General features: G+C 71.9%; 19 protein-coding genes and 1 tRNA gene. 6 read left to right on the top strand and 14 right to left on the bottom strand.

The genetic code is table 11. The features are described 5' to 3' along the window. Positions 1-15 precede the first annotated feature (15 nt). Together I5071_RS03265 and I5071_RS03260 are read right to left on the bottom strand one after the other, a co-directional pair. Complete coding sequence (locus I5071_RS03265) at positions 16-1,638, bottom strand: serine/threonine-protein kinase (protein ID WP_236603903.1); 1,623 nt, start codon at positions 1,636-1,638, stop codon at positions 16-18. Beyond that, positions 1,638-2,726 carry a hypothetical protein gene (locus I5071_RS03260; RefSeq protein ID WP_236603902.1) on the bottom strand — a complete coding sequence of 363 codons (1,089 nt, stop codon included), beginning with the start codon at positions 2,724-2,726 and terminating at the stop codon, positions 1,638-1,640. The genes I5071_RS03265 and I5071_RS03260 overlap by 1 nt, the downstream gene beginning before the upstream one ends. 179 nt (positions 2,727-2,905) lie before the next feature. Between I5071_RS03260 and I5071_RS03255 the strand changes: the two genes are divergently transcribed. Together I5071_RS03255 and I5071_RS03250 are read left to right on the top strand one after the other, a co-directional pair. After that, on the top strand, positions 2,906-4,654 hold the full coding sequence (locus I5071_RS03255) for a phospho-sugar mutase (RefSeq protein ID WP_419249640.1): 1,749 nt from the start codon (positions 2,906-2,908) through the stop codon (positions 4,652-4,654). Between the two features lie 23 nt (positions 4,655-4,677). Then, on the top strand, positions 4,678-5,598 hold the full coding sequence (locus I5071_RS03250; RefSeq protein ID WP_236603900.1) for a hypothetical protein: 921 nt from the start codon (positions 4,678-4,680) through the stop codon (positions 5,596-5,598). 260 nt (positions 5,599-5,858) lie between these two features. Here the strand turns inward: I5071_RS03250 and I5071_RS03245 are convergent, their stop codons facing one another. From I5071_RS03245 to I5071_RS03225, 5 genes are all read right to left on the bottom strand, one after another. Continuing rightward, positions 5,859-6,461 carry a hypothetical protein gene (locus tag I5071_RS03245; RefSeq protein ID WP_236603899.1) on the bottom strand — a complete coding sequence of 201 codons (603 nt, stop codon included), beginning with the start codon at positions 6,459-6,461 and terminating at the stop codon, positions 5,859-5,861. 56 nt (positions 6,462-6,517) lie between these two features. Beyond that, a complete protein-coding gene (locus I5071_RS03240) occupies positions 6,518-7,369 on the bottom strand; it encodes an FHA domain-containing protein (protein ID WP_236603898.1) in 852 nt (283 codons plus the stop codon). Positions 7,370-7,387: 18 nt separating this feature from the next. Next, complete coding sequence (locus I5071_RS03235; RefSeq protein WP_236603897.1) at positions 7,388-9,538, bottom strand: Stp1/IreP family PP2C-type Ser/Thr phosphatase; 2,151 nt, start codon at positions 9,536-9,538, stop codon at positions 7,388-7,390. Further along, positions 9,535-10,944: an FHA domain-containing protein gene (locus I5071_RS03230; RefSeq protein WP_236603896.1), complete on the bottom strand. Its 1,410-nt coding sequence runs from the start codon at positions 10,942-10,944 to the stop codon at positions 9,535-9,537. Before I5071_RS03230 ends, I5071_RS03235 begins: the two co-directional genes overlap by 4 nt. 88 nt (positions 10,945-11,032) lie before the next feature. After that, positions 11,033-11,725, bottom strand: coding sequence for a hypothetical protein (locus tag I5071_RS03225; protein WP_236603895.1), 693 nt, complete (start codon positions 11,723-11,725; stop codon positions 11,033-11,035). Between the two features lie 116 nt (positions 11,726-11,841). Between I5071_RS03225 and I5071_RS03220 the strand changes: the two genes are divergently transcribed. After that, positions 11,842-12,231 (top strand): hypothetical protein, encoded by a 390-nt coding sequence (locus I5071_RS03220; protein ID WP_236603894.1) that lies wholly within the window; start codon positions 11,842-11,844, stop codon positions 12,229-12,231. 67 nt (positions 12,232-12,298) lie between these two features. On the opposite strand, the gene I5071_RS03215 is transcribed toward I5071_RS03220, so the two are convergent. Further along, positions 12,299-13,345: a tetratricopeptide repeat protein gene (locus tag I5071_RS03215; RefSeq protein ID WP_236603893.1), complete on the bottom strand. Its 1,047-nt coding sequence runs from the start codon at positions 13,343-13,345 to the stop codon at positions 12,299-12,301. Next, positions 13,329-14,363, bottom strand: coding sequence for a threonine aldolase family protein (locus I5071_RS03210; protein ID WP_236603892.1), 1,035 nt, complete (start codon positions 14,361-14,363; stop codon positions 13,329-13,331). The genes I5071_RS03215 and I5071_RS03210 overlap by 17 nt, the downstream gene beginning before the upstream one ends. 116 nt (positions 14,364-14,479) lie before the next feature. Between I5071_RS03210 and I5071_RS03205 the strand changes: the two genes are divergently transcribed. Continuing rightward, a tRNA-Thr gene (locus tag I5071_RS03205) sits at positions 14,480-14,551 on the top strand. Between the two features lie 312 nt (positions 14,552-14,863). Here the strand turns inward: I5071_RS03205 and I5071_RS03200 are convergent. The 4 genes from I5071_RS03200 to ligD all read right to left on the bottom strand — a co-directional run bounded on the left by I5071_RS03200 (position 14,864) and on the right by ligD (position 18,011). Further along, positions 14,864-15,409 carry a YSC84-related protein gene (locus tag I5071_RS03200; RefSeq protein WP_236603891.1) on the bottom strand — a complete coding sequence of 182 codons (546 nt, stop codon included), beginning with the start codon at positions 15,407-15,409 and terminating at the stop codon, positions 14,864-14,866. Positions 15,410-15,477: 68 nt separating this feature from the next. After that, positions 15,478-15,720: a hypothetical protein gene (locus I5071_RS03195; RefSeq protein ID WP_236603890.1), complete on the bottom strand. Its 243-nt coding sequence runs from the start codon at positions 15,718-15,720 to the stop codon at positions 15,478-15,480. Between the two features lie 216 nt (positions 15,721-15,936). Beyond that, positions 15,937-16,134 carry a hypothetical protein gene (locus I5071_RS03190; protein ID WP_236603889.1) on the bottom strand — a complete coding sequence of 66 codons (198 nt, stop codon included), beginning with the start codon at positions 16,132-16,134 and terminating at the stop codon, positions 15,937-15,939. A gap of 167 nt (positions 16,135-16,301) precedes the next feature. After that, on the bottom strand, positions 16,302-18,011 hold the full coding sequence (gene ligD, locus I5071_RS03185) for a non-homologous end-joining DNA ligase (RefSeq protein ID WP_236603888.1): 1,710 nt from the start codon (positions 18,009-18,011) through the stop codon (positions 16,302-16,304). Positions 18,012-18,098: 87 nt separating this feature from the next. On the opposite strand from ligD, the gene I5071_RS03180 reads away from it, so the two are divergent. Together I5071_RS03180 and I5071_RS03175 are read left to right on the top strand one after the other, a co-directional pair. After that, positions 18,099-18,620 carry a hypothetical protein gene (locus I5071_RS03180; protein WP_236603887.1) on the top strand — a complete coding sequence of 174 codons (522 nt, stop codon included), beginning with the start codon at positions 18,099-18,101 and terminating at the stop codon, positions 18,618-18,620. Positions 18,621-18,650: 30 nt separating this feature from the next. Beyond that, the gene (locus tag I5071_RS03175; RefSeq protein ID WP_236603886.1) at positions 18,651-19,901 is read left to right on the top strand and encodes a hypothetical protein; all 1,251 of its coding nucleotides are present in this window, start codon (positions 18,651-18,653) and stop codon (positions 19,899-19,901) included. On the opposite strand, the gene I5071_RS03170 is transcribed toward I5071_RS03175, so the two are convergent. Continuing rightward, positions 19,902-20,717 carry a sigma-70 family RNA polymerase sigma factor gene (locus I5071_RS03170; protein ID WP_236603885.1) on the bottom strand — a complete coding sequence of 272 codons (816 nt, stop codon included), beginning with the start codon at positions 20,715-20,717 and terminating at the stop codon, positions 19,902-19,904. It abuts the gene before it with no gap. Positions 20,718-20,821 lie beyond the last annotated feature (104 nt).

Genomic DNA, 20,821 nt, shown 5'->3' with positions numbered 1-20,821 from the left:
CCCTCCCACCCGACGTCAGCGCCGGTAGGGGTTCACGATCAGATCGCCATCGTCCTCGTCGTCGCTCGGCGCCGCCGCGGCTGCCTCGGCCTCGGCGCGACGACGACGACGCGCCTCGCGCGCCGACTCGCTCTCGCGGCGCTCGGACGACGATGCCTCGTCGGACCGCGCGGGCTCGGCCGCCACGGCGGGCTCGGCGCTCGTCGGCTCGGGCGCGGTATCGGCCACGGCCGGCGCGGTCACCTCGGGCGCGATCGCGGCGGGCGCTGCGGGCTCGGCGACCGGCGGCACGCTCACGCTCGAAGGCGGCGTCGCGACCACCGGCGTCGCGGTCACCGCGGGCACACCGCCGACGAGGCCCAGCGCGAACGCCGCGCCCACACCACCGATCACCAGCAGCACGAGCAGCGCGACGACCCACGCCATCGATCGCGATCGCCGCGGCGCAGGCTGCTCGCCGGACACCTCGCTCGCGAGCGTCGAGGGCTTCGCGCCCATCGTCATCTCACCCGCGTCGAGCACGATCGGGCGCACCGCGCTCGGGGTGAGCGACGCAGGGCGGTTGCTGCTCGGCTGGCTCGGCTGCGATCCACCGGGCCCGGGCAGCGGGAGCAGACCGCCGCGCATCTCGGCGCGACCGAGCGTGTCGGTCGCCGCGCGGATCCGCGCGTTCTGCGCGTCGATCTTCGGCCCGAGCAGCTCGCGCACGAGGCGGCCGACCGCGCGCGGGCTCGCGACGCCACCACACGCCACCGCGGCGTCCTCGATCGCCTGCACGAACTCGTCGGCGGTCTGGAAGCGCGCATCGGAGTCGCGCTCCAGCGCACGCGCGCAGATCGCGTCGAACGCCGCGGCCTCGGGCACGTAGGTCGAGGGCGGAACGATCGCCTCGTTGAGCAGGCGATTGAGCAGCTCGCCGTTGTTGTCGGCGCGGAAGAGCCTCCGCCCGGTCAACGTCTCCCACAGCACGATGCCCATGCTGAAGAGATCGCTGCGCTGATCGGCGCGCCCGCTCGAGGCCTGCTCGGGCGCCATGTACGAGAGCTTGCCCTTGAACTGTCCGTCGCGCGTCGAGCTGAGGCGCACCTCGGCCTTGGCGACGCCGAAGTCGGTGATGCGCGCGACGCCGTCGCTCCCGATCAGCACGTTGTGCGGAGACACGTCGCGATGGACGATCCCGAGCGCGTGGCCGTCCTGATCGGTCAGCGTGTGCGCGGCGCCGAGCCCTTCGAGCGCATCGATCACCAGGCGCGCCGCGATCGACGGTGGGATCGGCGTGTGCGCGCGCGCGGCCTCGCGGAGGAGCGCGCCGAGGTGATCGCCCTCGATGTACTCCATCACGAGGAAGTAGCCGTCGCCCTCGGTGTCGGAGATGTCGAGGGTCGGCACGACGTTGGGATGACGGATGCGCGCCGCGAGACGCGCCTCGTCGAGGAACATCGAGATGAACTCTTCGTCGTGCGCGAGATGCGGGTGCAGCACCTTGATCGCGACGAGCCGCTCGAAGCCTGCGACGCCCTGCGCACGCGCGACGTAGACCGTCGCCATGCCGCCCGAGGCGAGCTGGACGAGCACTTCGTAGCGACCGAGCCGTCGGCCACTGAGATCTCGCAGCAGCGAGGCGGGCGCAGCCGTCATCAGAACGTCCCTCCCACCAAGCCGTAAGCACCGCCCTCGGTCGGAACGAGCGCAGCGGACACCGAGGGCTCGTCGCTCGAAGGCGCGCCGTCCCAGTCGGTGAAGATCATCAAGACGACGCTGACCGCGGCGAGGCCCGCCGTGACGCCGATCAGCACGTTGGTGCGCGTCTCGCGCGCCTGACCGTCGGCGAGGCCTTCTGCCGTCGGATTCGCTTCGTACGCGTCGACTCCGTCGAGCGTGTCGATCGCGGACCACGTGAGCACGCCTCCGGAGATCGCGGTGAGCGCGATCCCGGTGACGGCGAACGCGGGCGACATGCCGGCGCCCTCGCTCTCGACGGGCTGCACGGGCTCGGCCCACTCGGTGGGCTGGGTCGTCTCGACCGCCGTGGGCTCGGGCGTCGCGACCGCGACCGGCTCGGGCGGAGCAGGAGGCGCCTCGAAGCGGAGCTCGCGCGTCGCGCCCGCCTCGCCACCGGCGACGTCCTGCTCGACCGGTCCGGTCGAGAACGACGCGCGCACGACGTGATCGGTGCTCGGCGCGACGAAGAAGGAGGGGTGCTCCATCAGCGTGCCGTCGAGCTCGACGGTGCACGAGCGATCGCAGAGGACGTCGATGCGCACGAGCTGCGACGCGAGGCGCAGCGTCTGCTCGCTCTGGCGATCGGCGTCGCGATCACCGGCGTGCATCGCGCGGAGGCGCAGCGCGAGCGTCGCGGCGCGCACCGTGTTGCCGGCGCGCTCGTGCGAGCGCACCGCCTGCACGAGCGCCGCGGACGCGGGCGCCATGCGGTACGCGGTCTCGAACCACTGCGCGGCGCGCGGATAGTCACGCGCGAGGTACGCACGCGTGCCGCGATCGAACGCGTCGGCCGCCGCCTGGCGCTCCTCGGCGGTGGGCTCTCGCGCGCTGCTCGGAGACGAGGGAGCTTGCGCGCGCGTGACGCATGGCGTCGAAGCGAGCGCGCTCAGCAGCAGACACGCGCATGTCGCGAGGACGAAACGTATGCCGCGCGCCCGCTGGAGCAGCGAGCGTCTCCCCGAGCGTCTTCCGCTCGAGTCACCGCGGCGCAGTCGTCGATGCATCTCCGACCCGACACGATCAGGATGCCGACGCGTTGCGTCGTGGGTCAAGACCCTCCCGACACCCGCGCATTCGTGTGCGTCGACGCGCCGCGGTGCGAGGGCTCGCGCCCGGGGGCGACATGGGCGCCACCCCCCTCGCATCGCGCGCGAGGCGGGCGTATGAAGGAGCCGCCATGACAGTGACGACCGACGATCTCCGCGCGCGTGCTCAGGCCTGGATCGCAGACGACCCCGACACCGCGATGCGCGACGAGCTGAGCGCGCTGATGATCGCGGGGGACTGGAAGGAGATCGCCGATCGGTTCGCGGGGCGCCTCGAATTCGGCACCGCGGGGCTGCGCGGCGTGCTCGGCGCGGGCCCGAACCGCATGAACCGCGCGGTGGTGCGCGCCGCGAGCGCGGGGCTCTGCGCGTACCTCGAGCAGACGACGAGCGACGCGAAGGAGCGCGGGATCACGATCGGCTACGACGGCCGGCGCCTCAGCCTCGAGCTCGCGCGCGAGACGGTCGAGGTCGCGACGGCGCGCGGCTTCCGGGTGCACCTCTTCGAGAGCGTCGAGCCCACGCCGGTCCTCGCCTTCGCGTGCAAGCGCATGAACGCGGCCGCGGGCGTGATGGTCACTGCGAGCCACAACCCGCCCGAGTACAACGGCTACAAGGTCTACTGGGGCAACGGCGCGCAGATCGTCCCGCCGCACGACGTGGGCATCGCCGCGGCGATCGACGCGGTCGGCCCGCTGATGAACGTGCCGCTGCTGCCCTTCGAGCAGGCGAAGGCGAACGGCCTCGTCACGATGCTCGGGAAGGATCTCGAGGACGAGTACCACACCGAGATCCAGAAGCTCCTCGTCGCGCCGACGACCCCGCGCGATCTGCGCATCGCGTACACCGCCCTGCACGGTGTCGGTGATCGCCACGTGCGCCGCGCGCTCGCGACCGCGGGGTTCACGAGCGTGCACAGTGTCGCGTCGCAGGCCGAGCCCGACGGCGCGTTCCCCACGGTGCGTTTCCCGAACCCCGAGGAGCAGGGCGCGATGGACGCGGTGCTCGAGCTCGCGCGCGAGGTCGACGCCGAGGTCGTGCTCGCGAACGATCCCGACGCGGATCGCCTGGCGGTCGCGGTGCGCACCGCGCCCGGCTCGTACGTGCAGCTCACGGGCAACGAGGTCGGGTGTCTGCTCGGCCACTACCTGCTCGAGCACGGCGCGAAGGATCCGAAGCGCACGGTGATCAGCTCGATCGTGAGCTCGCCGATGCTCGGCGCGATCGCGCTGGCGCACGGCGCGCACTGGGAGCACGTGCTCACGGGCTTCAAGTGGATCGCGAACCGCGCGATGGAGCTCGAGAAGGACGGCTATCGGTTCGTCTTCGGCTACGAGGAAGCGCTCGGCTACACCGTCGGCTCGCTGGTGCGCGACAAGGACGGCGTGAGCGCGGCGCTGCTCACGGCGGAGATGACGGCGTGGTGCAAGGCGCACGGTCGCTCGCTGATCGACGAGCTCGAGCTGATGTCGCGGCGCTACGGGCTCTTCCTGAGCCGCCAGGTGTCGGTGACGATGAAGGGCGCGGACGGCGCGCAGAAGATCGCGCGCATCATGGACGGCGCGCGCGCGAACCCGCCCGAGACGCTCGGCACCCACGCGGTGCTGGCGATGCAGGATCTCGCGCGAGGTGAGCGGCGGGTGCGCGGCGGGACGGTCGAGAAGCTCGCACTTCCGCCGAGCAACGTGATCGCGTTCGAGCTCGACGGCGGGCACCGCGTGATGCTGCGCCCCAGCGGGACCGAGCCGAAGATCAAGTACTACTTCGATCTCCGCGAGGTCATGGGCGAGAAGGAGCCGGTGCACTCGGCGCGCGCGCGCGGCGAGCGCATGCTCGAGTCGCTCGTCGAGGCGTTCCTCGCGTACGTCGGGCCCCTCGCGGGCTGACGCGCGCGCTATGCTCGCGAGCGATGCGCACACTCGTCGCTTCGCTCGCGCTCTCGATCTCGCTGTGGCTCACCGGCGTCGCGGAGGCGCAGGTCGCGAGCCCCGACGTCGCGCTGGCGCAGGCGCGCGAGCTCGTGCTCTACGCGCGGTACCCCGAGGCGATCACCGCGGGACAGGCGATCCTCGGGCGCAGCGATCTCAGCGCGACGCAGCGCAACGCCGCGCTCGAGCTCATCGCGACCGCGCAGATCGCGAACCGCCAGCCCGCCGACGCGCGACAGACGCTCGCGACGCTGTACTCGCGTGATCCCGGTCATCGCCTCAGCGATCCCGACGCGAGCCCGCCGGTGATCTCGGCGTTCGCGCGTGCGCGCGAAGCGCGGCCCCAGCCGATCGCGCTCGATCTGCAGCACGCATCGCCGGGCACGCTGCCGCGGCGCGAGCCGCCGGTGATCGAGCTGCGCGTGGGCGAAGGCGCCAACGCAGTGTCCGAGGTGCGCCTCGCGTATCGCACCACGGGCGAGCCCGGGTACTCGCAGGTCGTGATGAACCCGCGCGACGGTGGCACCTGGACCGCGCGCATCCCGGTCGTCGGCACCAGCGATCGCGCGCTCGACGTCGCGTACTACCTGACCGCGCTCGCGCCCTCGGGCGCCGAGCTCGGCCGGGTGGGCTCGGACGCCGAGCCGCTGCAGCTGCGCATCCCCGCGGAGGTCCCGGATCCGCGCGGCGTCGCGATCGCCGCGAGCGGTGAAGGCGGTGCGCCGCTCGACGGGACCGAGCGCGACGAGGGCGGCGGCGGCAGCGTCGCGGAAGAGGCCTGGTTCTGGGTGATCATCGGCGTGCTGGTCGCCGGCGGCGTCACCGCGGGCGTGATCGTCGCGACGCAGCCGACCGGCGGGCCCGATCAGGGCACGCTCGGCACCGTGACGCTGATGCGCTGAGCCCAACGGCTCGCCCGCCGGGCCCTACCGTCCGCGCGCTCCCGTCCGGGACCTGCGGGACGAGCACTCCCGCAAGGACTGTCGAAACTCGGCTCGCCCGCGGGCCCTACCGTCCGCGCGCTTTGCGCGCTCCCGTCCGGGACCTGCGGACGAGCACTCCCGCAAGGACTGTCGAAACTCGGCTCGCCCGCGGGCCCTACCGTCCGCGCGCTTTGCGCGCTCCCGTCCGGGACCTGCGGGACGAGCACTCCCGCAAGGACTCACCGCGTCTCGAGCAGCGCGCGCGCGAACGCGAACCAGCGCTGCGAGTCCGCGCGATCCTGCGCCGCGCGCTCGACCATGATGCGGTGGTGCACGCGGAGCGGCTCGGGGCCGTCCTCGTCGGGCACCTGCAGCAGGAGCCGCTGCGCACGCACCTTGTACTGATCGGCGAGCGCGCGGCCGACGACGATCACACCCGCGGTGTCGATCGGCGCCTCGCGATCGTCGGGCAGCCGAACGTGCTTCGACACCCGCGTGAGATCGGTGCCCGAGAGGAACGCGATGCGCTGCAGCTCGGCGAGCGTGCGCCGCGGGAGCACCTCGCCGCGATCGAGATCGACGCCCCAGCGGCGCGCGTCGATCACGACCTCGCGACGAAGCTGATCGTCGCCGAGGTCGAGCACGATCTCGCGCACCGGCTCCTCGACGCGCATACGATCGCGACCGCTCAGCGCGCCCACGCTCTGGCTCACCGCGCCGACCGCGCGACGCCATCGGAAGCGCTCCGGCTTGCGCCCGCGCACGACGGTGAGCGCGCCCTTGAGCTCGCCGCGACGACGCCAGTACTCGACCGCGTCCGTGACCCGCGAACCGTCGTACATCGTGACCCTCCGCGGTCCTTTTCGAACGCGGGCGCGCGCAGGGTCAAGAAAGCGGCCTAGAGCGCGCTTCCGTACGCGCGCAGCCAGAGCACCGCGATGATCCCGGACACGCCGCAGAGCACGACCAGGAAGAGCGCGAGCACGATCGCGAGCACGAACACCATCGGCCGCGACTTCTTGCCCGCGGCATCGTCCGCGATCTTCCGGATGTACGCGGTGTCGTGCGCGGCGCTCGGTGGGATCGGCGCGGGCGTGCCCGCGCCCGGGCTCGATGCAGCGACCGCCGACTGGATCATCAGATCGACGGTCTTCTGCCCGTAGAGCTTCGGCGATCCGCCCGGTGGGATCGGCGCCGGCGAGAGCACCATCGGCGGCGGCGCTGCGCTCGGTGGCACCGCGCTCGGCGGCAGTGGCACTGCGCTCGGTGGCACCGCCGCGACCGGCGGCCCGAACGGCGGCGATGACGCTGGCCACTGCGGGGTCGGCACCGCGGCCCCGCCGATCGGCGGCGCGAAGGCGGTCGGTCCTTGTGGCGACACCGGCACGTCGATCGGCGCGATCGGCGTCGCAGGCGCGGTCGGTGCGCCGCGTCCCGTCGACGCCTGCGCCGTGATCTCCACGCGCACGCGCGGGCCGCCGGTGCCGAACTCGATCTCCTCGCCGCCCTCGAGCACGTGTCGCTGCACCGGACGCCCGTTGACGAGCGTGCCGTTGCGGCTGCCCACGTCGACGAGCACGTAGCGCCCGTTCTCCTTGCGGATCTCGGCGTGGTTGCCCGACGCGTCGAGGTCCGCGTGCGGATCGAACGCGTAGTCGTTCGTCGGCAGTCGCCCGAAGCGCACGACGTCCTGATCGACTTCGCGAACGCGGCCCGCGTGCGCGCCGAACGTCTGCTGCAAGCGGAGCATCGGGCGCCCCTCCCGCGCTCAGAGGACCGAGCCGGGCTCCGCAGGCGCCTGCGCCGGCATCGGCCGCGCCTGCGAGCTCTCGGCCCGCGCTCGCACGGCCGGCTGCTGCGCGTGCACCGGCGCGACCACCGGCGTCGTCGCCGGCGCGGTCGCCGCGAGCTCTTCGCCTCCCGGAATCGCGCCCGCCGGCATCGTGAGATCCACACGCGTCTCGGTGTCGGCCTCGATCGTCACGCGCGCTTCCGCGATGCGGACCTCGCCCTGCCGCACCTCGAGCCGGTGCTCGCCCGTGGGCAGCGTCAGCGTCGCGGTCGGCGCGCCCGAGCGCGCGATCCCATCGACGTAGAGCACGCCCTCTTCGACGTCGGTCGCGACCGCGACGCGCCCGTAGGCAACGCGCGCCGCCGCGCTCGGCGGACGGCTCGACACCGTGCTCTCGATCGTCACCCGCGTGGTCGGCGCGACGTCGGCCGCGCTCGTGTGCTCGCCGGTGTCCATCAGCACGATCACCGCCGCCACGCACACGAGGATCAGCAGCAGCACGAGCCCCGCGACCCACCAGCGACCGCTCGCGCCGCCCTCGGCGCCCGACGCGTCGTCGCGCGTGGGCTCGACCTTCACGTCGGCGCCCGGCTTCGGACCGCCCGACTTGATCGTCGTGGGACGCGGCGGGAGCGGCTCGGCATCCGCGGGATCCGCAGGAGGCAGCGGATACTGCTGGTACGCGACGCGCACCTCGTTCGACGCGGGACGCAGCGTCGCGCCGTCGAACTCCGCGACGATCACGGTGATGTTGTCGTGACCGCCGCCCGCGTTCGCCATCGCGATGAGCTGCTGCGCGGCCTCGCTCAGATCGCGCGAGCTCTTGAGCACCTCGCGCATCATGTCGCCGTGGACGAGGCCCGAGAGCCCGTCCGAGCACATCAGCAGGCGATCCCCGCGGCGCAGCTCGAGGAACGTGAGGTCGACCGTGACCTCCTCGGTCGTCCCGAGCGCCTGCAGGATGATGTTCGAGTGCTCGAAGGCCTCGGCCTCTTCTTCGGTGAGCTGCCCGGCCTCGATGAGCTGGTTGACGAGCGACTGGTCCTTCGTGATCAGCGCGAACTGATCGCCGCGCAGCACGTACGCGCGGCTGTCGCCGACCTGCCCGACGAAGAGCGTCGAGTCGATCATCCCGGCGACGGTCGCGGTCGTGCCCATGCCACGACGCGTGCGGTCCATCTTCGCCGCCGAGAAGATGCGCGCGCCCGCCTCTTCCACTGCGCGCACCAGACGACGCGCGAACTGATCACGATCCTTCGGCGGATTGCCCGCCTGCATGACCTCGTGGATCGTGTCGACGGCCATCTGCGACGCGACCTCGCCCGCCGCCGCGCCGCCCATGCCGTCGCACACCGCGAGCACGAGCCCGCGATCGCCCAGCGTCGTCTTGAGGATCGCCGGCGTCTCACCGAGACCACGACGCTCCTGGGAGAGATCGACGACGAGGAAGTTGTCCTCGTTGTGCTCGCGCACGAGGCCGACGTCGGTGCGGCCGTAGTACTGGATGACGATCCCCTCGGGCGCGTCCTTCGCGCTCTCGGGCGTCAGGTGCTGCACCACCGCGCCGCCGAGGCGCACCGTGGGCTCGCCCTCGCTGGAGCTGATCAGCGTGCCCTCGGTCGACTGCACCGTCGCGACGCGCTCGGTCGCATCGTTCGGGGCGACATCGCTCGGAGCGGCATCGCTGGGCGCGGCATCGCTCGAGCCGGGAGCATCGCTCGGGCCGGGGGCATCGCTCGGCCGGGGGGCATCGTGCGGAACCGGGGCCTGGATCGGCGATGGCTCCGTCGCGTCGTCCTCGCGCGCCGACGTCGAGCGCGCTGCGGTCGCCTCGCCCGACGGCCGCTCCACCTCGGGCGCGTCGACGATCGTCTTCTCCGTCGCGTCGCCGCCGGTGATGACGGTCTGGCTGACCGGCGCGACGTCGTTCGCGGAGTGGTTCGTGCCGTGGGTGCCGCTCTCGGTCGGCGGAGCCGGCGCGGGCGGAGGCGTGCTCACGTTCGCGAGCGCTGCCACCACCGCGTCGGTCAGCGAGGAGCCGGTGCCGCGCGCCTCGGGCGCAGCTCCGCCCTCGGCGCCCTTCGCGCCCTCCCCGGCGCCTGCGGCAGCATTCCGGGGATCGCTCATGCCTGTGCGCGCCCTCCGGCAGGATCGCCGGGTCGATCGTATCGGAAGAGGTGCCGGCCGATCCGGAACTGGTCCCCGGGGCGCAGCGCGCGCTCACCGCGGATGCGGATCGCCGTGCCGTTCGACGAGCCGAGATCGCGCAGCACGAAGCGTCGCTGCGAGCGGTCGACGGTGATCGCCGCATGTCGCCGCGACATGAAGGGATCGTCGGTGCACACGATGTCCCCCTGCTCGCGCCCGATCACGGTCTCGTCACGATACAGGTAGTGCACGTCGCGTCCAACACCTTCCGTCGTGTACTGGACGAGCCGGGCGATGCGCGGGACCTCGGGGGTCCCGAACACGAGCACCCCGCGATGCGTGGCGGGACCGAGCGGGAGCTCGCTCTCCGCGAGCACCTCGAAGCGCACGACCTGCTGCCCGAGCAGGATCATGTCGGCATCGTGGAGATCGACCGGCTCGCGCAGCCGCACGTAGATCCCGTTCACGCTGTCGAGGTCGCGCAGGACGAGCTGATCGCCGCGCACCAGCACGCGCGCGTGGCGCGCGGAGAGATACGGATCGTCGGCGAGCACGAGGTGCCCCTCGCTGCGCCCGATGTCGGTCTGCTCGTCGTGGATCGGATAGACGCGACCGTCCGAGCCGTCCTTGAGGATCGCGACGAGCAGCGCGCGCGGCGCACCCTCGACCCTCGGAGACTGCGACTCGAGCTGCGTGGCCTCTCTCGCGCGCGGTGCGGAGACCGGCATCGGCTGCGCGGGCGCGGGCGACATCACCGGCGCGGGCGCGCCGTGCATCGCGATCGGCGACGCCATGCCCATCGGTGCCGCGCCCATCTGCGGCATCGGCGCGGCGCCGTTGTGCGCAGGCGGCGCGGCCGCCGCGTACGCCGCGATCGCCGAGCCCACCGTCGACCCCGCGAAGGGCGCGGCGGGCGCCGCGCGCGAAGGATCGTCCGCGTAGCGCGCACCGCAGAACTTGCAGAACTCCGCGCCCGCATCACCCGCCGCGCGACATCGCCAGCACACCGACCCCGCGCTCGACGAGACCGGCGGCGAGAACGCAGGCGGCGAGAACGCAGGCTGAGGCTGCGGAGGAGAGAACGCGTACGCCGGTGCGGGCTGCGGCGCAGGTGCCGCCGCGGGCGCGCCCTGGGCGGCTCCGCCGAGCTGGAACCCGCAGTTGTTGCAGAACCGCATGTGCGTCGCGTTCGCGCTGCCGCATCGCGGGCACACCTGCATCGCGGGCGCCGCGGGCGCGCCTTCTCTCTGGCGCGCGATGCCGGTCGGAGGCGTCGGCATCTTCCCCGGTCGCTCCGGCGGAACCCAATCCCCGAGCCGGTGCCCGCAGTCCTGGCAGTAGAGGCTGCCGGACGGGTTCTGCCGACCGCAGTTCTTGCAGTTCATGCCGAGCGCAAGTGGAACCTGCCCGCGGTCCGTACGTCAAGGTCGCAGATCGTCGCGAACACCCCTCGTCCTCGCGCGGGCACGTGCCTCATCGGAGCGCCGCCTCGGGCCCGACCAGCACCGAGATTCCGATCGTGATCTGCAGCGCGACGTTCACGCCGAAGTCGCTCGCGCGCTCGATCGCGTCGCGCGTCTCGAAGGGCGCCGTCGCGAAGAGCCAGGCCTCGAGCGCCGTGACGAACACGACCGACTCGGAGAGCTCGAGCTCGGCCCCACCGCCCGCGGTGATCAGCCCGCCGACCGTCGCGACGCTCGCGGTGTCGCCGAACGCCATCAGCCCGATCCCGGCGTCGACGAAGGGATGCACCATCGTGCTGTCGTCGAAGACATAGCGGACGCCCCCGCGGATCGCGTGCAGCGCGCCGAGCTCGAACACCGCGTTGCTGTCGAGCAGCCAGAAGTCGTAGCCGGCCCAGAGCCCGACGCGATCGGAGGTCCGTCGCTCGATCTGCACCCCGACGCCCACGCCGAGCCCGAGCACGCACCCCGCCGCGGGAGGGCAGATCGTGCTGCGCTCGATCGGCGCATTGGCACCTCCGTGGACCTCCACCGAGAGCGTCGCGGGATGGTCGTCGGGGCCCGGTGGAGGCTCGACGTGGTGCACCGCGTCGGGCTCGTCGTCGGCACGCGCGGCGGCGGTGGAGAGGATCGAGAACGCGAGCGAGAGGGTCGCGATCAGCGCTCCGGAGACGCGCGCGAACGCGCTCGACGTGTATCTCATCCGGTTCGTCCGAGAGCGCTCACGAGCCCTGAATTCCAGGCGATCGGAGCATTGTTGACAGGCACATCGCCCCCCCTATAGTACCGACCCGAACGCCACCCGAGGAACGAGCTTCGATGGAAATCTTTCTCGACAAGCGCGCCGTGAAGCAGATCCGTACGTCGGCGCAAGACGCGATCGATGAGGGCGACACCGACACCCTCCGCGAGGACATCATCGAAGCGTTCAGCGACGATCAGATCGAGGAGATCGAGCGTCGCGTCGACAGTGTCGACTTCAACGACTTCATTTCCGAGGTGCTCGACGAGTGGTCGGGCGACGAGGTCGACGAGCTCTTCGAGCTGATCGAAGGGCACCTCTCGGAGGCCGGCATCGACGTCAAGTACGCGACCGCCGAGGCCGACGACGAAGAGGAAGAAGAAGCCGAGGACGAAGACGAGGACGAAGACGAGGACGAAGAGGACGACGACGACGTCTTCGTCGAGGACACCGAGGAAGAGCTCTGATCGAGCTCCCCGCCTCCGATGACGAGACGCGACCGCGCCCGCTGGGCCGGTCGCGTTTTCGCGTCTTTCACTGACAATCGCGCGCGCTGCGCTCGACCGCGCGTCGATGCGCCGAGCCCACCTCGAGCTCGCTCGTCGCGCGCCGCAGCGTCGCGCATCCCGCGTCGTGATCGCCGCCGTCGAGCTGCAGCTCGCCGAGCTCGACCAGCGCGTCGTCGCGCACGCGCGACGTGGGGAACGCGTCGTACGCGCGACGGTACGCGCGCGCCGCCGCATCGCGATCGCGCAGCTGGTCCCGCTGGAGCCGCGCGATCCGCAGCGCGGCATCGGGCATGCGCGGCTGCGTGTAGCTGCCGGGAGGGATGCCCGCCGAGCGCGGCGTGATCATGCGCTCGAGGTGCGCGATCGCCGCGCGCGGATCGCCGTCCTGCTCCGCGAGATCCGCGAGCCGCCAGAGCGTGTCGTCCCACCGCTCGCCCTGCGGGTACGGATGCTCGTCGACGATCCGCTCGTACAGAGCGCGCGCGGTGTCGCGCTCGCCGCGCTCGAGATGGATCGCGGCGAGGTGCGTCAGCACGTCGTCGTGGAGATCGCTCGACGCGACGTGCACCTCGAGCTCGCGCAGCGCCGCGAGCGCGACGTCGTCGCCCTCCTCGCGCTGCGCGCGCACCAAGAGCGCCAGCGCGCGCGAGGCCTGACCGTGCGAGGGATGATCGCGCACCACGATGCGAAGCGACGCGAGCGCCCGATCACGCTCGCCGCGCTCGAGCCGTAGCCGCGCGGCCTCGAAGCGCGCGCGCACCGTGCGACGCGCGATCGGCGTGCGCGCCGCGATCCGATCGAAGATCGCGAGCGCTTCGTCGATCGCACCGTCGCGCCGCAGCGCCTGGGCCTCGCGCCACTCCGCCTCGTCGCGATCGACGCGACGTTCGGCGTGCTCCGCCGCGCGCTCGTACGCGATCGCAGCCTCGCGATCGCGACCGTGCGAGTGATGCCGGCCCGCCTCGGCCATCGCGTCGAGATGGGCATCGCCGCGTGGCTGCGAGATCGTCGGCACGCACCCCGCGATCGCGATCGCGAGCGCGATCGCGAGCGCCTCAGCGCATCGCCCCACGCATCGCCTCGCCGAGCACCGCGATCGCGCGGTCGATCCCCGCCGCGTCGACGTCGAGGTGCGTCACCGCGCGCACCGCGTGCGGTCCGACCGGCGCGATGCGCACGCCCTGATCTGCCGCGAGCCGGCACAGCTCGGGCGCGCTCACGCGATCGAGCTCGGCGATCACGATGTTCGTCTCGACGCGCGCGAGGTCCATGCGCACGCCGTCGATCGCCGCGAGCCCGCGGGCGAGCCGCTGCGCGTTCGCGTGATCTTCGTGCAGCCGCGCGCGATGGTGATCGAGCGCGTGGAGCGCGGCGGCGCAGAGCAGGCCGACCTGACGCATCCCTCCGCCGAGCATCTTGCGCAGGCGGAGCGCGCGATCGACGTCGGCGCGCGAGCCCGCGATCACCGAGCCCACCGGCGCGCCGAGCCCCTTCGAGAAGCACGCGGACACGGTGTCGAAGGGTGCAGCGATCTCGCGCTCGCTCACGCCCGACGCGACCGCGGCGTTCCAGAGGCGCGCGCCGTCGAGGTGCAGCGCGAGCCCGCGTGCACGCGCCTTCTCGCAGACCGCGCGCAGCCGATCGATCGGCCACACACGGCCGCCGCCGCGGTTGTGCGTGTTCTCGAGCGCGACGAGGCGCGTGCGCGGCGCGTGGTAGTCGCCCGGTTGGATCGCGCTCTCGAGCTCGCGCTCGTCGAAGAGCCCGTCGGTGCCGCCGACCTCCGCGAACTGCACGCCGGCCCACGCCGCGCCGGCGCCCGACTCGTAGAGCCGCACGTGCGCGCCGCGTCCGCAGATCACCTCGTCGCCGGGACGACAGTGGAGCAGCAGCGCGATCTGGTTCGCCATCGTGCCGCTCGGCACGAAGAGCGCCGCTTCCTTGCCGAGCACCTCGGCCGCGCGCTCTTCGAGACGACGCGACGTCGGATCCTCGCGCCAGACGTCGTCGCCGACCTCCGCGCTCGCGATCACCTCGCGCATCGCGGCCGTGGGACGGGTCACCGTGTCCGAGCGGAGCTCCACGATCATGGTGCCCGATGCTAACGCATCGGCGCGCGCACCGGCCGATCGCGATGGAAGCGCGTGGAGTTGCTTGACAGGAGCCGCGGACTGCGTCAGGAACGCGGTCCGTTTCGCGGGACCTCGCCGCTTTAGCTCAGGGGTAGAGCAACGGTTTCGTAAACCGTAGGTCCCCGGTTCAAATCCGGGAAGCGGCTCTCAAGAAGAGGGGCGATCTCCACTCGGAGATCGCCCCTTCGCGTTTCCGTCCCTCGGTGCCGACTCCGTCCCTCGGTGCGACGCGCACGACGTGGAGCGTTTGTTCGCGGTTCCGGATCGCGGTCTTGAGCGCGCGAGCGCGAGACGGAAGATCCCAGTCGCACGAACATGGTTCGCACGCGCCCCCGCGCGCAGCCGTGGGCCCCGGGTGTTCCGCATCTCTTCCACCCCGAGCGGGCGGACACCCGGGGTCCGTGCACGAACGAAGAAGGCGCGACGCGCCGTGCGCCCGCGCCTTCTCCGGTGCGCGCTCACTTCGAGATGTACGAGATCGACTCGCCGCCGACGGTGGCGCCCGCCATCAGCCCCGACTGCGAGTCGATGAACACGGCCGTGCCGTTCTCGAAGTTCGCCTGCGCCGCCGCGCCCGACTGGATCGCGGTCGCGGTGAGACCCGCGGTCAGATCGAAGTTGCCCGCGCGCATGCGATTCAGCGCCTCGCGGCTGTCGAACACGACCAGCTGCGAGTACGACTGACCGCCGATCTGCGCGCCGACGGTGCCACCGCGCAGCTCCGCGTAGCCGGTCGGGCGCCCGTTCTCGTACACCACGCCGACCGACTGCGCGCCGCCGACGATGAAGCCGCCCTCGGTGACCTCGGGGAACACGATGTACCCCGCCGAGCGCGCCAGCAGCGGCCGCAGCGTCGGGTCCCGCGCCGTCATCGTCTGGACCGCGCCGTCGGCACGCGCTTCGAGCGCGCGCTGATCGGGCCGAGACTCCGGCGCGCTCGCGCATCCGAGGACCAAGCTCGCAAACAACCCGAACAGCACCTGGGCCCGCAGCATCCTCTTCATGTCTCTCTCCCTCGTCGCGTTCGTTCGCCGCAGACGACACGAGAGACGTGTGCGCGCGACGTAAGTACCTACAAGCGGGGCACCCGGTCGCGCCCACAGCGCCGATCGAGCCGCGAGTCGCGCGAGATCACGCCGTCGCGCGGCGCGACGTGATCGCTGCATCGACGCACTGCGCACGCGTGCTCGATCAGCACACGCTCGATCAGCACACGCTCGATCAGCACACGCTCGATCGGCAGACGCGCGGGCTCGCGATCAGCGCGCGATGCACCGGAGTTGGTGCGATGCGGCGACGCGTGCGGACCGACCACGACCCCCCGTCGCAGACTCCGACACGCGTCGCCGCGTACCGATTCGGGCCCCCCTCTGATCGGCCCCCAGAATCGTCGCAACCACGTTGGTACCGGAGCCACTCACGCCGCGATACTTCTACCTGCGGACAAAACACATCGACGAATCACGAACCGCTCGTCGCTCCCGACGCGACGAGCATCAGCACGCGGCCCGTCGCGCCGCGTGCTCCGACCTCAGGCCTCGCCGCCGATCGCGCGCAGCGCGACGCCGTCGGGGAACACCTCGCCGATCGCCGCGTCCACGGCCTTCTTCTCCGCGCGGTCCTGCTTCTCGCGCTGGAGCCAACGGAGCTGCAGCTCCGACGTGACGAGACGCGCGTCCAGCCGCAGGAGCCAGTGACGCAGCGCCTGGAGATTGGGGACGACGATCATGATCATAGTGAGCGAGCGTCAGTGCAACGCACGGGCCGCCTCACTGCGCACGCCTGCAGTGCGCGCCACGCGGCGTCCTGGCCTCGCTCTCCATCGACACACGCACACGACCGTGCCGCGACGCCCCGAGGGGACGCGCGCCATGACGCATACGGCCTCATCGCCGATCATGCGGCGAGGGCGTCGAGCATCTCGCGCGTGATCGACTGCCTCACGCTGCGCATCGCGGCCCACGGATCGCGGCGGCGCTTCGCGATCCACTTCGGCGCGCTGCGCACGTCGAACTGATCGGGAGTGACCTTCTCGATCTCCGACCACGCGAGCGGCATCGCGACCGGCAGACCGTCTCTCGCGCGCGCCGAGTAGGGCAGGATCGCGGTGTTCCCGCGACCGTTGCGCAGGTAGTCGACGAAGATGCGCCCCTTGCGCTTCGACTTCGACATCTCGGCGAGATAGCGGTCCGGTGCGCGATGGCTGATGTCGAGCGCGAGCGCGTGCGAGAAGTCCTTCACCACGTCCCAGCCGTGCCGGCGCACGAGCGGGAGCACGACGTGGAGGCCCTTGCCGCCGGTCGTCTTCACGAACGACTCGAGGCCGATCGACGAGAGCCGCTCGCGCAGCGTGAGCGCGCCCTCGACGACCTTCGCGAAGCCGACGTCCTCCGCGGGATCGAGGTCCATCACGATCCAGTCCGGCTTCTCGATCGCGTCGACGCGCGCGCCCCAGCCGTGCAGCTCGATCGCGCCGAACTGCGCGAGCTCGACCACGCCCGACGGCGTGCGCACCGAGAGCACCTCTTCGCCCCACGGCGCCTGCGCGACGTGGATGTTCGCGCTCATCCCGGGCAGCGCGTGCTTCTGATAGAAGCACTGCCCTTGCGCGCCCTCGGGACAGCGCACGATCGCGAGCGGGCGATCGGTCGCGTGCGCGAGGAGCAAGGGCGCGACCTCGGCGTAGTAGCGCGCGACCTCGATCTTCGTGGCGCCGCTCGCGGGATCGACGACGCGCCCGCCGTTGCTGATCCCGATGCCCGCGACCTTCTCCCGCTCGCCGGTGTCGCGGCGCGTCGCGCGCGTCGGACCTCGATACGCGCCCTCGCGCGGTGCGACGTCCCACTTGCGCGCCGGCGTGTGCGCGCGCGGCTTCGTCGTCGCCTTCTTCTTCGTCGCGGGCTCGGCGGGCGCGCGCACCGTCTTCGCCGCCTGCTTCGCGCGCCCTTCTCTCGCGGCCGCGCGGATGCGCGCCTTCGCGGTCGGCGCGCCCTCGCTCGCGGCGCGGCTCGAGTGCCAGACCTTGCGCGAGCGCCCTTTCGCGCTGGCGATCTCGTCCATCGATCGACCGCTCTTCACGCTCGTCTGCGCGACGTCGGTGATCTCCTCTCCCTCGTGCTCCGCGACGTGCTCGTCCGATCGTTTGAACAGCAACCAATTCGCGCGACCACGATCCTCGGCGCGCGGCTTGAGCCGCACCAGCGTCCAGCGTCCCTCGAGGCGCTCGCCGTGCAGCACGAAGTCGAGCTTGCCCTCCTCCATGCCCTCGCGCGGATCGCCGACCGGCTCCCACGTGCCGCGATCCCACAGCATCACGGTGCCGCCGCCGTACTCGCCCTCCGGGATGGTCCCTTCGAACGTGCCGTACTCGACCGGATGATCCTCGGTCTGCACCGCGAGGCGCTTCTCCTCGACGTCGTAGCTCGGGCCCTTCGGCACCGACCAGCTGAGGAGCACTCCGTCGAGCTCGAGCCGGAAGTCGTAGTGCAGGCGCGACGCTGCGTGCTTCTGCACGACGAAGGACCAGCCCTTCTTCTTGCGCACCTTGCCGCTCGGCTCGGGCGTGCGCGCGAAGTCGCGTTTCTGGCGATACGTCTCGAGTCCCATGCCGTGGAGACGATCTAGACCCCTCGATCCGCGCGGGAAGAGCGGTGGTTCCGTCCCCGTACAGAGCGTGGTATCCAGCGGCCCGCCATGACCCACGCACGCATCACGACGCTCGCACTCTCGATCGCTCTCTCGATGCTCGTCGGATGCGGCGGTGGTGCGCGTGCGGCGCTCCAGGTGCAGCAGTATCCCGGCGACCAGGCGACGCCGCGACGTCTCGAGTCGCTCGCGCGCGAGTTCGAGAACACGTTCGGCTGCACCGAGGCCGACACGATCTCGGTCGTCGGAATGGCGCGCGACGTCTACGCAGTCTCGGGCTGCAACGCGATGCGCGACTACGTGCTGAGCTGCCGCCCCGGCCCCTACGGTCAGATCTGCAGCTGGGTGGCGCTGCCCGATCTCGCCCAGCAAGCGGCGATCGATCTCAACTGCGGCCCGCAGTACGTCGACGTCCAGCAGGGCGTGCAGGGCCAGCGCGTCGCCGAAGGTTGCGGCTATCGCGCCGTCTACATGATGCAGTGCGGTGGCACGTGTAACTGGATCCTCAGCGCGCCGGTCATGCAGGCCACTCCCACCGAGCAGGGCGGCGGCGGCTCGTACACGTACTGATCGAGCACACGCTCCTGATACGCTGCGCGGATGGTCGGTGAGCGCGGCGCGGTCGACGGCGTGGTGTGGGGCGAGCCCGTTCGTGGGGTTCGTTTCGGGCTGCGTCCGCCGCCCGGCGAGCTCGAGGCGGGCAGCAGCATCGCGCTCGAGCTCGTGTGCGAGAACCGCGGGCTCACGCCGATCTGGGTGTTCGGCTTCCAGAAGGGCTATCCGCGCAGTCTGCGGGTGTCGCCGCCGAAGCCCGATCGCCCGTACATCCGCGTGTCGTTCGCCGACGTGAACGTGCTGCACGCGCCCGACGCGTTCGTGCGCGTGATGCCGAACGAGTCGGTGCGCACCTGGCTCGATCTCTCGTTCGCGTTCGATCGACGCGGCGCGGGCGCGTGGTCGATCGCGTTCGCGTACGACGCGATCCGCGGCGCGGGCGGGATGCGCGCGTGGAAGGCGCCCGACGACACCGTCGCGCAGACCGGTGTCGCATCGATCGTGGTGTCGCGGGCGCGCTCGCTGCGCGAGGCCGGCATCGACGACGCGCTCGAGGCCGAGCTCGACGCGATGCTGCTCGGAGGCAGCGCGAGCACCGTCGATCGACTGCGTCAGCTCGGTCGTGGTGGCGCAGCGTACGCAGCACGTCGCTTCGCGCGCGTGCTCGTGCCCGGCGCCGACGCGACGCTCGGATGGAAGGCGCTCGACGCGCTCGAGCTGCTCGGCGCCGACGGGCTCGAGGCGGTGCAGGCAGCGCGCGAGGATCTGCCGCACGCGGCGAGCGCGCTCGACTTCGCGGCGGAGTGGATCGCGTTCCGGCTCGGCCGCGAGCCCGCGCCCGAGCACCTGCCGTTCGTGACGATGCTCGAGCAGCTCGTCCACCAGCCCGATCGCCGCGGCAACCTCGTCGTGACGTGGACGCCGCACGACTCGCCGGTGCACGGCTCGCAGCGCATGGAGATCTTCGGCAACGGCGATCGCATCGTCGTGGTGCGCCCGGCGGGACAAGCCGTGCCGTCGACGCGTCGCACGCTGATGGGCGCGATGCCGATGCAGACGCTGCTCGAGGCGCTCGTGTGGTCCGGCGTCTGGCTGCTGCGTCCGGTGCGCGCGCAGGGCCTTCCCGACGAGCCGCGCCCCGCGCTCGAGGTGCAGCTCGCGCTCGGCGAGCCCTTCACGCGCAAGATCGCGATGTGGAACGGCGAGTGGCGCCACGGCCCCGCGTTCCGCCTCGCCGATCTGCTCGATCGGCTCGCGGCGGCAGTGCGTCCCGAGTCGCTCCCGCCGCCGCGGTGATCACGCCGCCATCGGCTGATACGCGGCGAGCGCGGTGCGCAGGCGCGAGCACGCGCGCTCCTCGAGCTGACGCACGCGCTCCTTGCTCACGCCCATCTCGACGCCGAGCGCCTCGAGCGTGATCGGTTCGTCCGAGAGCACACGCGCCTCGACGATTCGCCGCTCGCGATCGCTCAGCTTCGCCAGCGCGTCGTCGAGCACCTCGCGCACGCCGCGGATCTCGGCGCGACGCGCGACCTCTTCCTCGGGCGAGACCACGATGCCCGAGAGGCGATCGAGCGCCGACGACTGATCGTCGTAGGTCGCGTCGAGCGAGACGTCGCCCTGCGAGAGCAGCGGCCAGAGCTTCTCGCATCGCGCGAGCGGCATGCCGGAGCGGGCCGCGAGCTCCTCGACCGAGTCGACGCCGGTGCGGCGGAAGCTGCGGAGCGCGCGACGCTCGGTGCGCGTCGTGCCGAGTCGCACGATGCGATAGCTGCGGATCACGTACTCGCGGATCTCGGCGCGGATCCAGTAGACCGCGTAGGTCACGAGCCGGCACTCCTTGCTCGGGTCGTACTTCGCGGCGGCGCGCAACAGGCCGAGGTTGCCCTGCTGGATGAGGTCCTCGAGCGGCACGCCCCAGCGGCGGTACTCCTTCGCGATGCGGATCACGAAGGGCAGGCTCGCCTCGACGAGCTTGGAGCCCGCGGCCTCGTCGCCCGCGGCCCAGCGGCGCGCGAGCTCGCGCTCGGTCTCGGGATCGAGCTGCTCGACGCCGCGGAGATCGTGGCGGTAGCGGTCGAGCTGCGAGGTGGTGCGGACGAGCGACGACATGAGCGGCCTCCGTTCGGCGCACCGTCGCTGTGCACCGGGCATGCCCACGCGGAGATGTCGCAAATTCGCGGAGAACCAGGCGAATTCTCACGGCCGCGCAGCCG

Source organism: Sandaracinus amylolyticus, assembly GCF_021631985.1.
GTDB classification, from domain to species: domain Bacteria; phylum Myxococcota_A; class Polyangia; order Polyangiales; family Sandaracinaceae; genus Sandaracinus; species Sandaracinus amylolyticus_A.
Note: the sequence above shows the minus strand (reverse complement) of the source record. Positions and strands in the feature narration are given on the sequence as shown.

What these genes read in the sequence shown, in the direction of transcription:
- I5071_RS03265 (WP_236603903.1), bottom strand. Translation starts at nt 1,638, where the DNA reads ATGACGGCTGCGCCCGCCTCGCTGCTGCGAGATCTCAGTGGCCGACGG.
- I5071_RS03260 (WP_236603902.1), bottom strand. Translation starts at nt 2,726, where the DNA reads ATGCATCGACGACTGCGCCGCGGTGACTCGAGCGGAAGACGCTCGGGG.
- I5071_RS03250 (WP_236603900.1), top strand. Translation starts at nt 4,678, where the DNA reads ATGCGCACACTCGTCGCTTCGCTCGCGCTCTCGATCTCGCTGTGGCTC.
- I5071_RS03245 (WP_236603899.1), bottom strand. Translation starts at nt 6,461, where the DNA reads ATGTACGACGGTTCGCGGGTCACGGACGCGGTCGAGTACTGGCGTCGT.
- I5071_RS03240 (WP_236603898.1), bottom strand. Translation starts at nt 7,369, where the DNA reads ATGCTCCGCTTGCAGCAGACGTTCGGCGCGCACGCGGGCCGCGTTCGC.
- I5071_RS03235 (WP_236603897.1), bottom strand. Translation starts at nt 9,538, where the DNA reads ATGAGCGATCCCCGGAATGCTGCCGCAGGCGCCGGGGAGGGCGCGAAG.
- I5071_RS03230 (WP_236603896.1), bottom strand. Translation starts at nt 10,944, where the DNA reads ATGAACTGCAAGAACTGCGGTCGGCAGAACCCGTCCGGCAGCCTCTAC.
- I5071_RS03225 (WP_236603895.1), bottom strand. Translation starts at nt 11,725, where the DNA reads ATGAGATACACGTCGAGCGCGTTCGCGCGCGTCTCCGGAGCGCTGATC.
- I5071_RS03220 (WP_236603894.1), top strand. Translation starts at nt 11,842, where the DNA reads ATGGAAATCTTTCTCGACAAGCGCGCCGTGAAGCAGATCCGTACGTCG.
- I5071_RS03210 (WP_236603892.1), bottom strand. Translation starts at nt 14,363, where the DNA reads ATGATCGTGGAGCTCCGCTCGGACACGGTGACCCGTCCCACGGCCGCG.
- I5071_RS03200 (WP_236603891.1), bottom strand. Translation starts at nt 15,409, where the DNA reads ATGAAGAGGATGCTGCGGGCCCAGGTGCTGTTCGGGTTGTTTGCGAGC.
- I5071_RS03190 (WP_236603889.1), bottom strand. Translation starts at nt 16,134, where the DNA reads ATGATCGTCGTCCCCAATCTCCAGGCGCTGCGTCACTGGCTCCTGCGG.
- ligD (WP_236603888.1), bottom strand. Translation starts at nt 18,011, where the DNA reads ATGGGACTCGAGACGTATCGCCAGAAACGCGACTTCGCGCGCACGCCC.
- I5071_RS03180 (WP_236603887.1), top strand. Translation starts at nt 18,099, where the DNA reads ATGACCCACGCACGCATCACGACGCTCGCACTCTCGATCGCTCTCTCG.
- I5071_RS03175 (WP_236603886.1), top strand. Translation starts at nt 18,651, where the DNA reads ATGGTCGGTGAGCGCGGCGCGGTCGACGGCGTGGTGTGGGGCGAGCCC.
- I5071_RS03170 (WP_236603885.1), bottom strand. Translation starts at nt 20,717, where the DNA reads ATGTCGTCGCTCGTCCGCACCACCTCGCAGCTCGACCGCTACCGCCAC.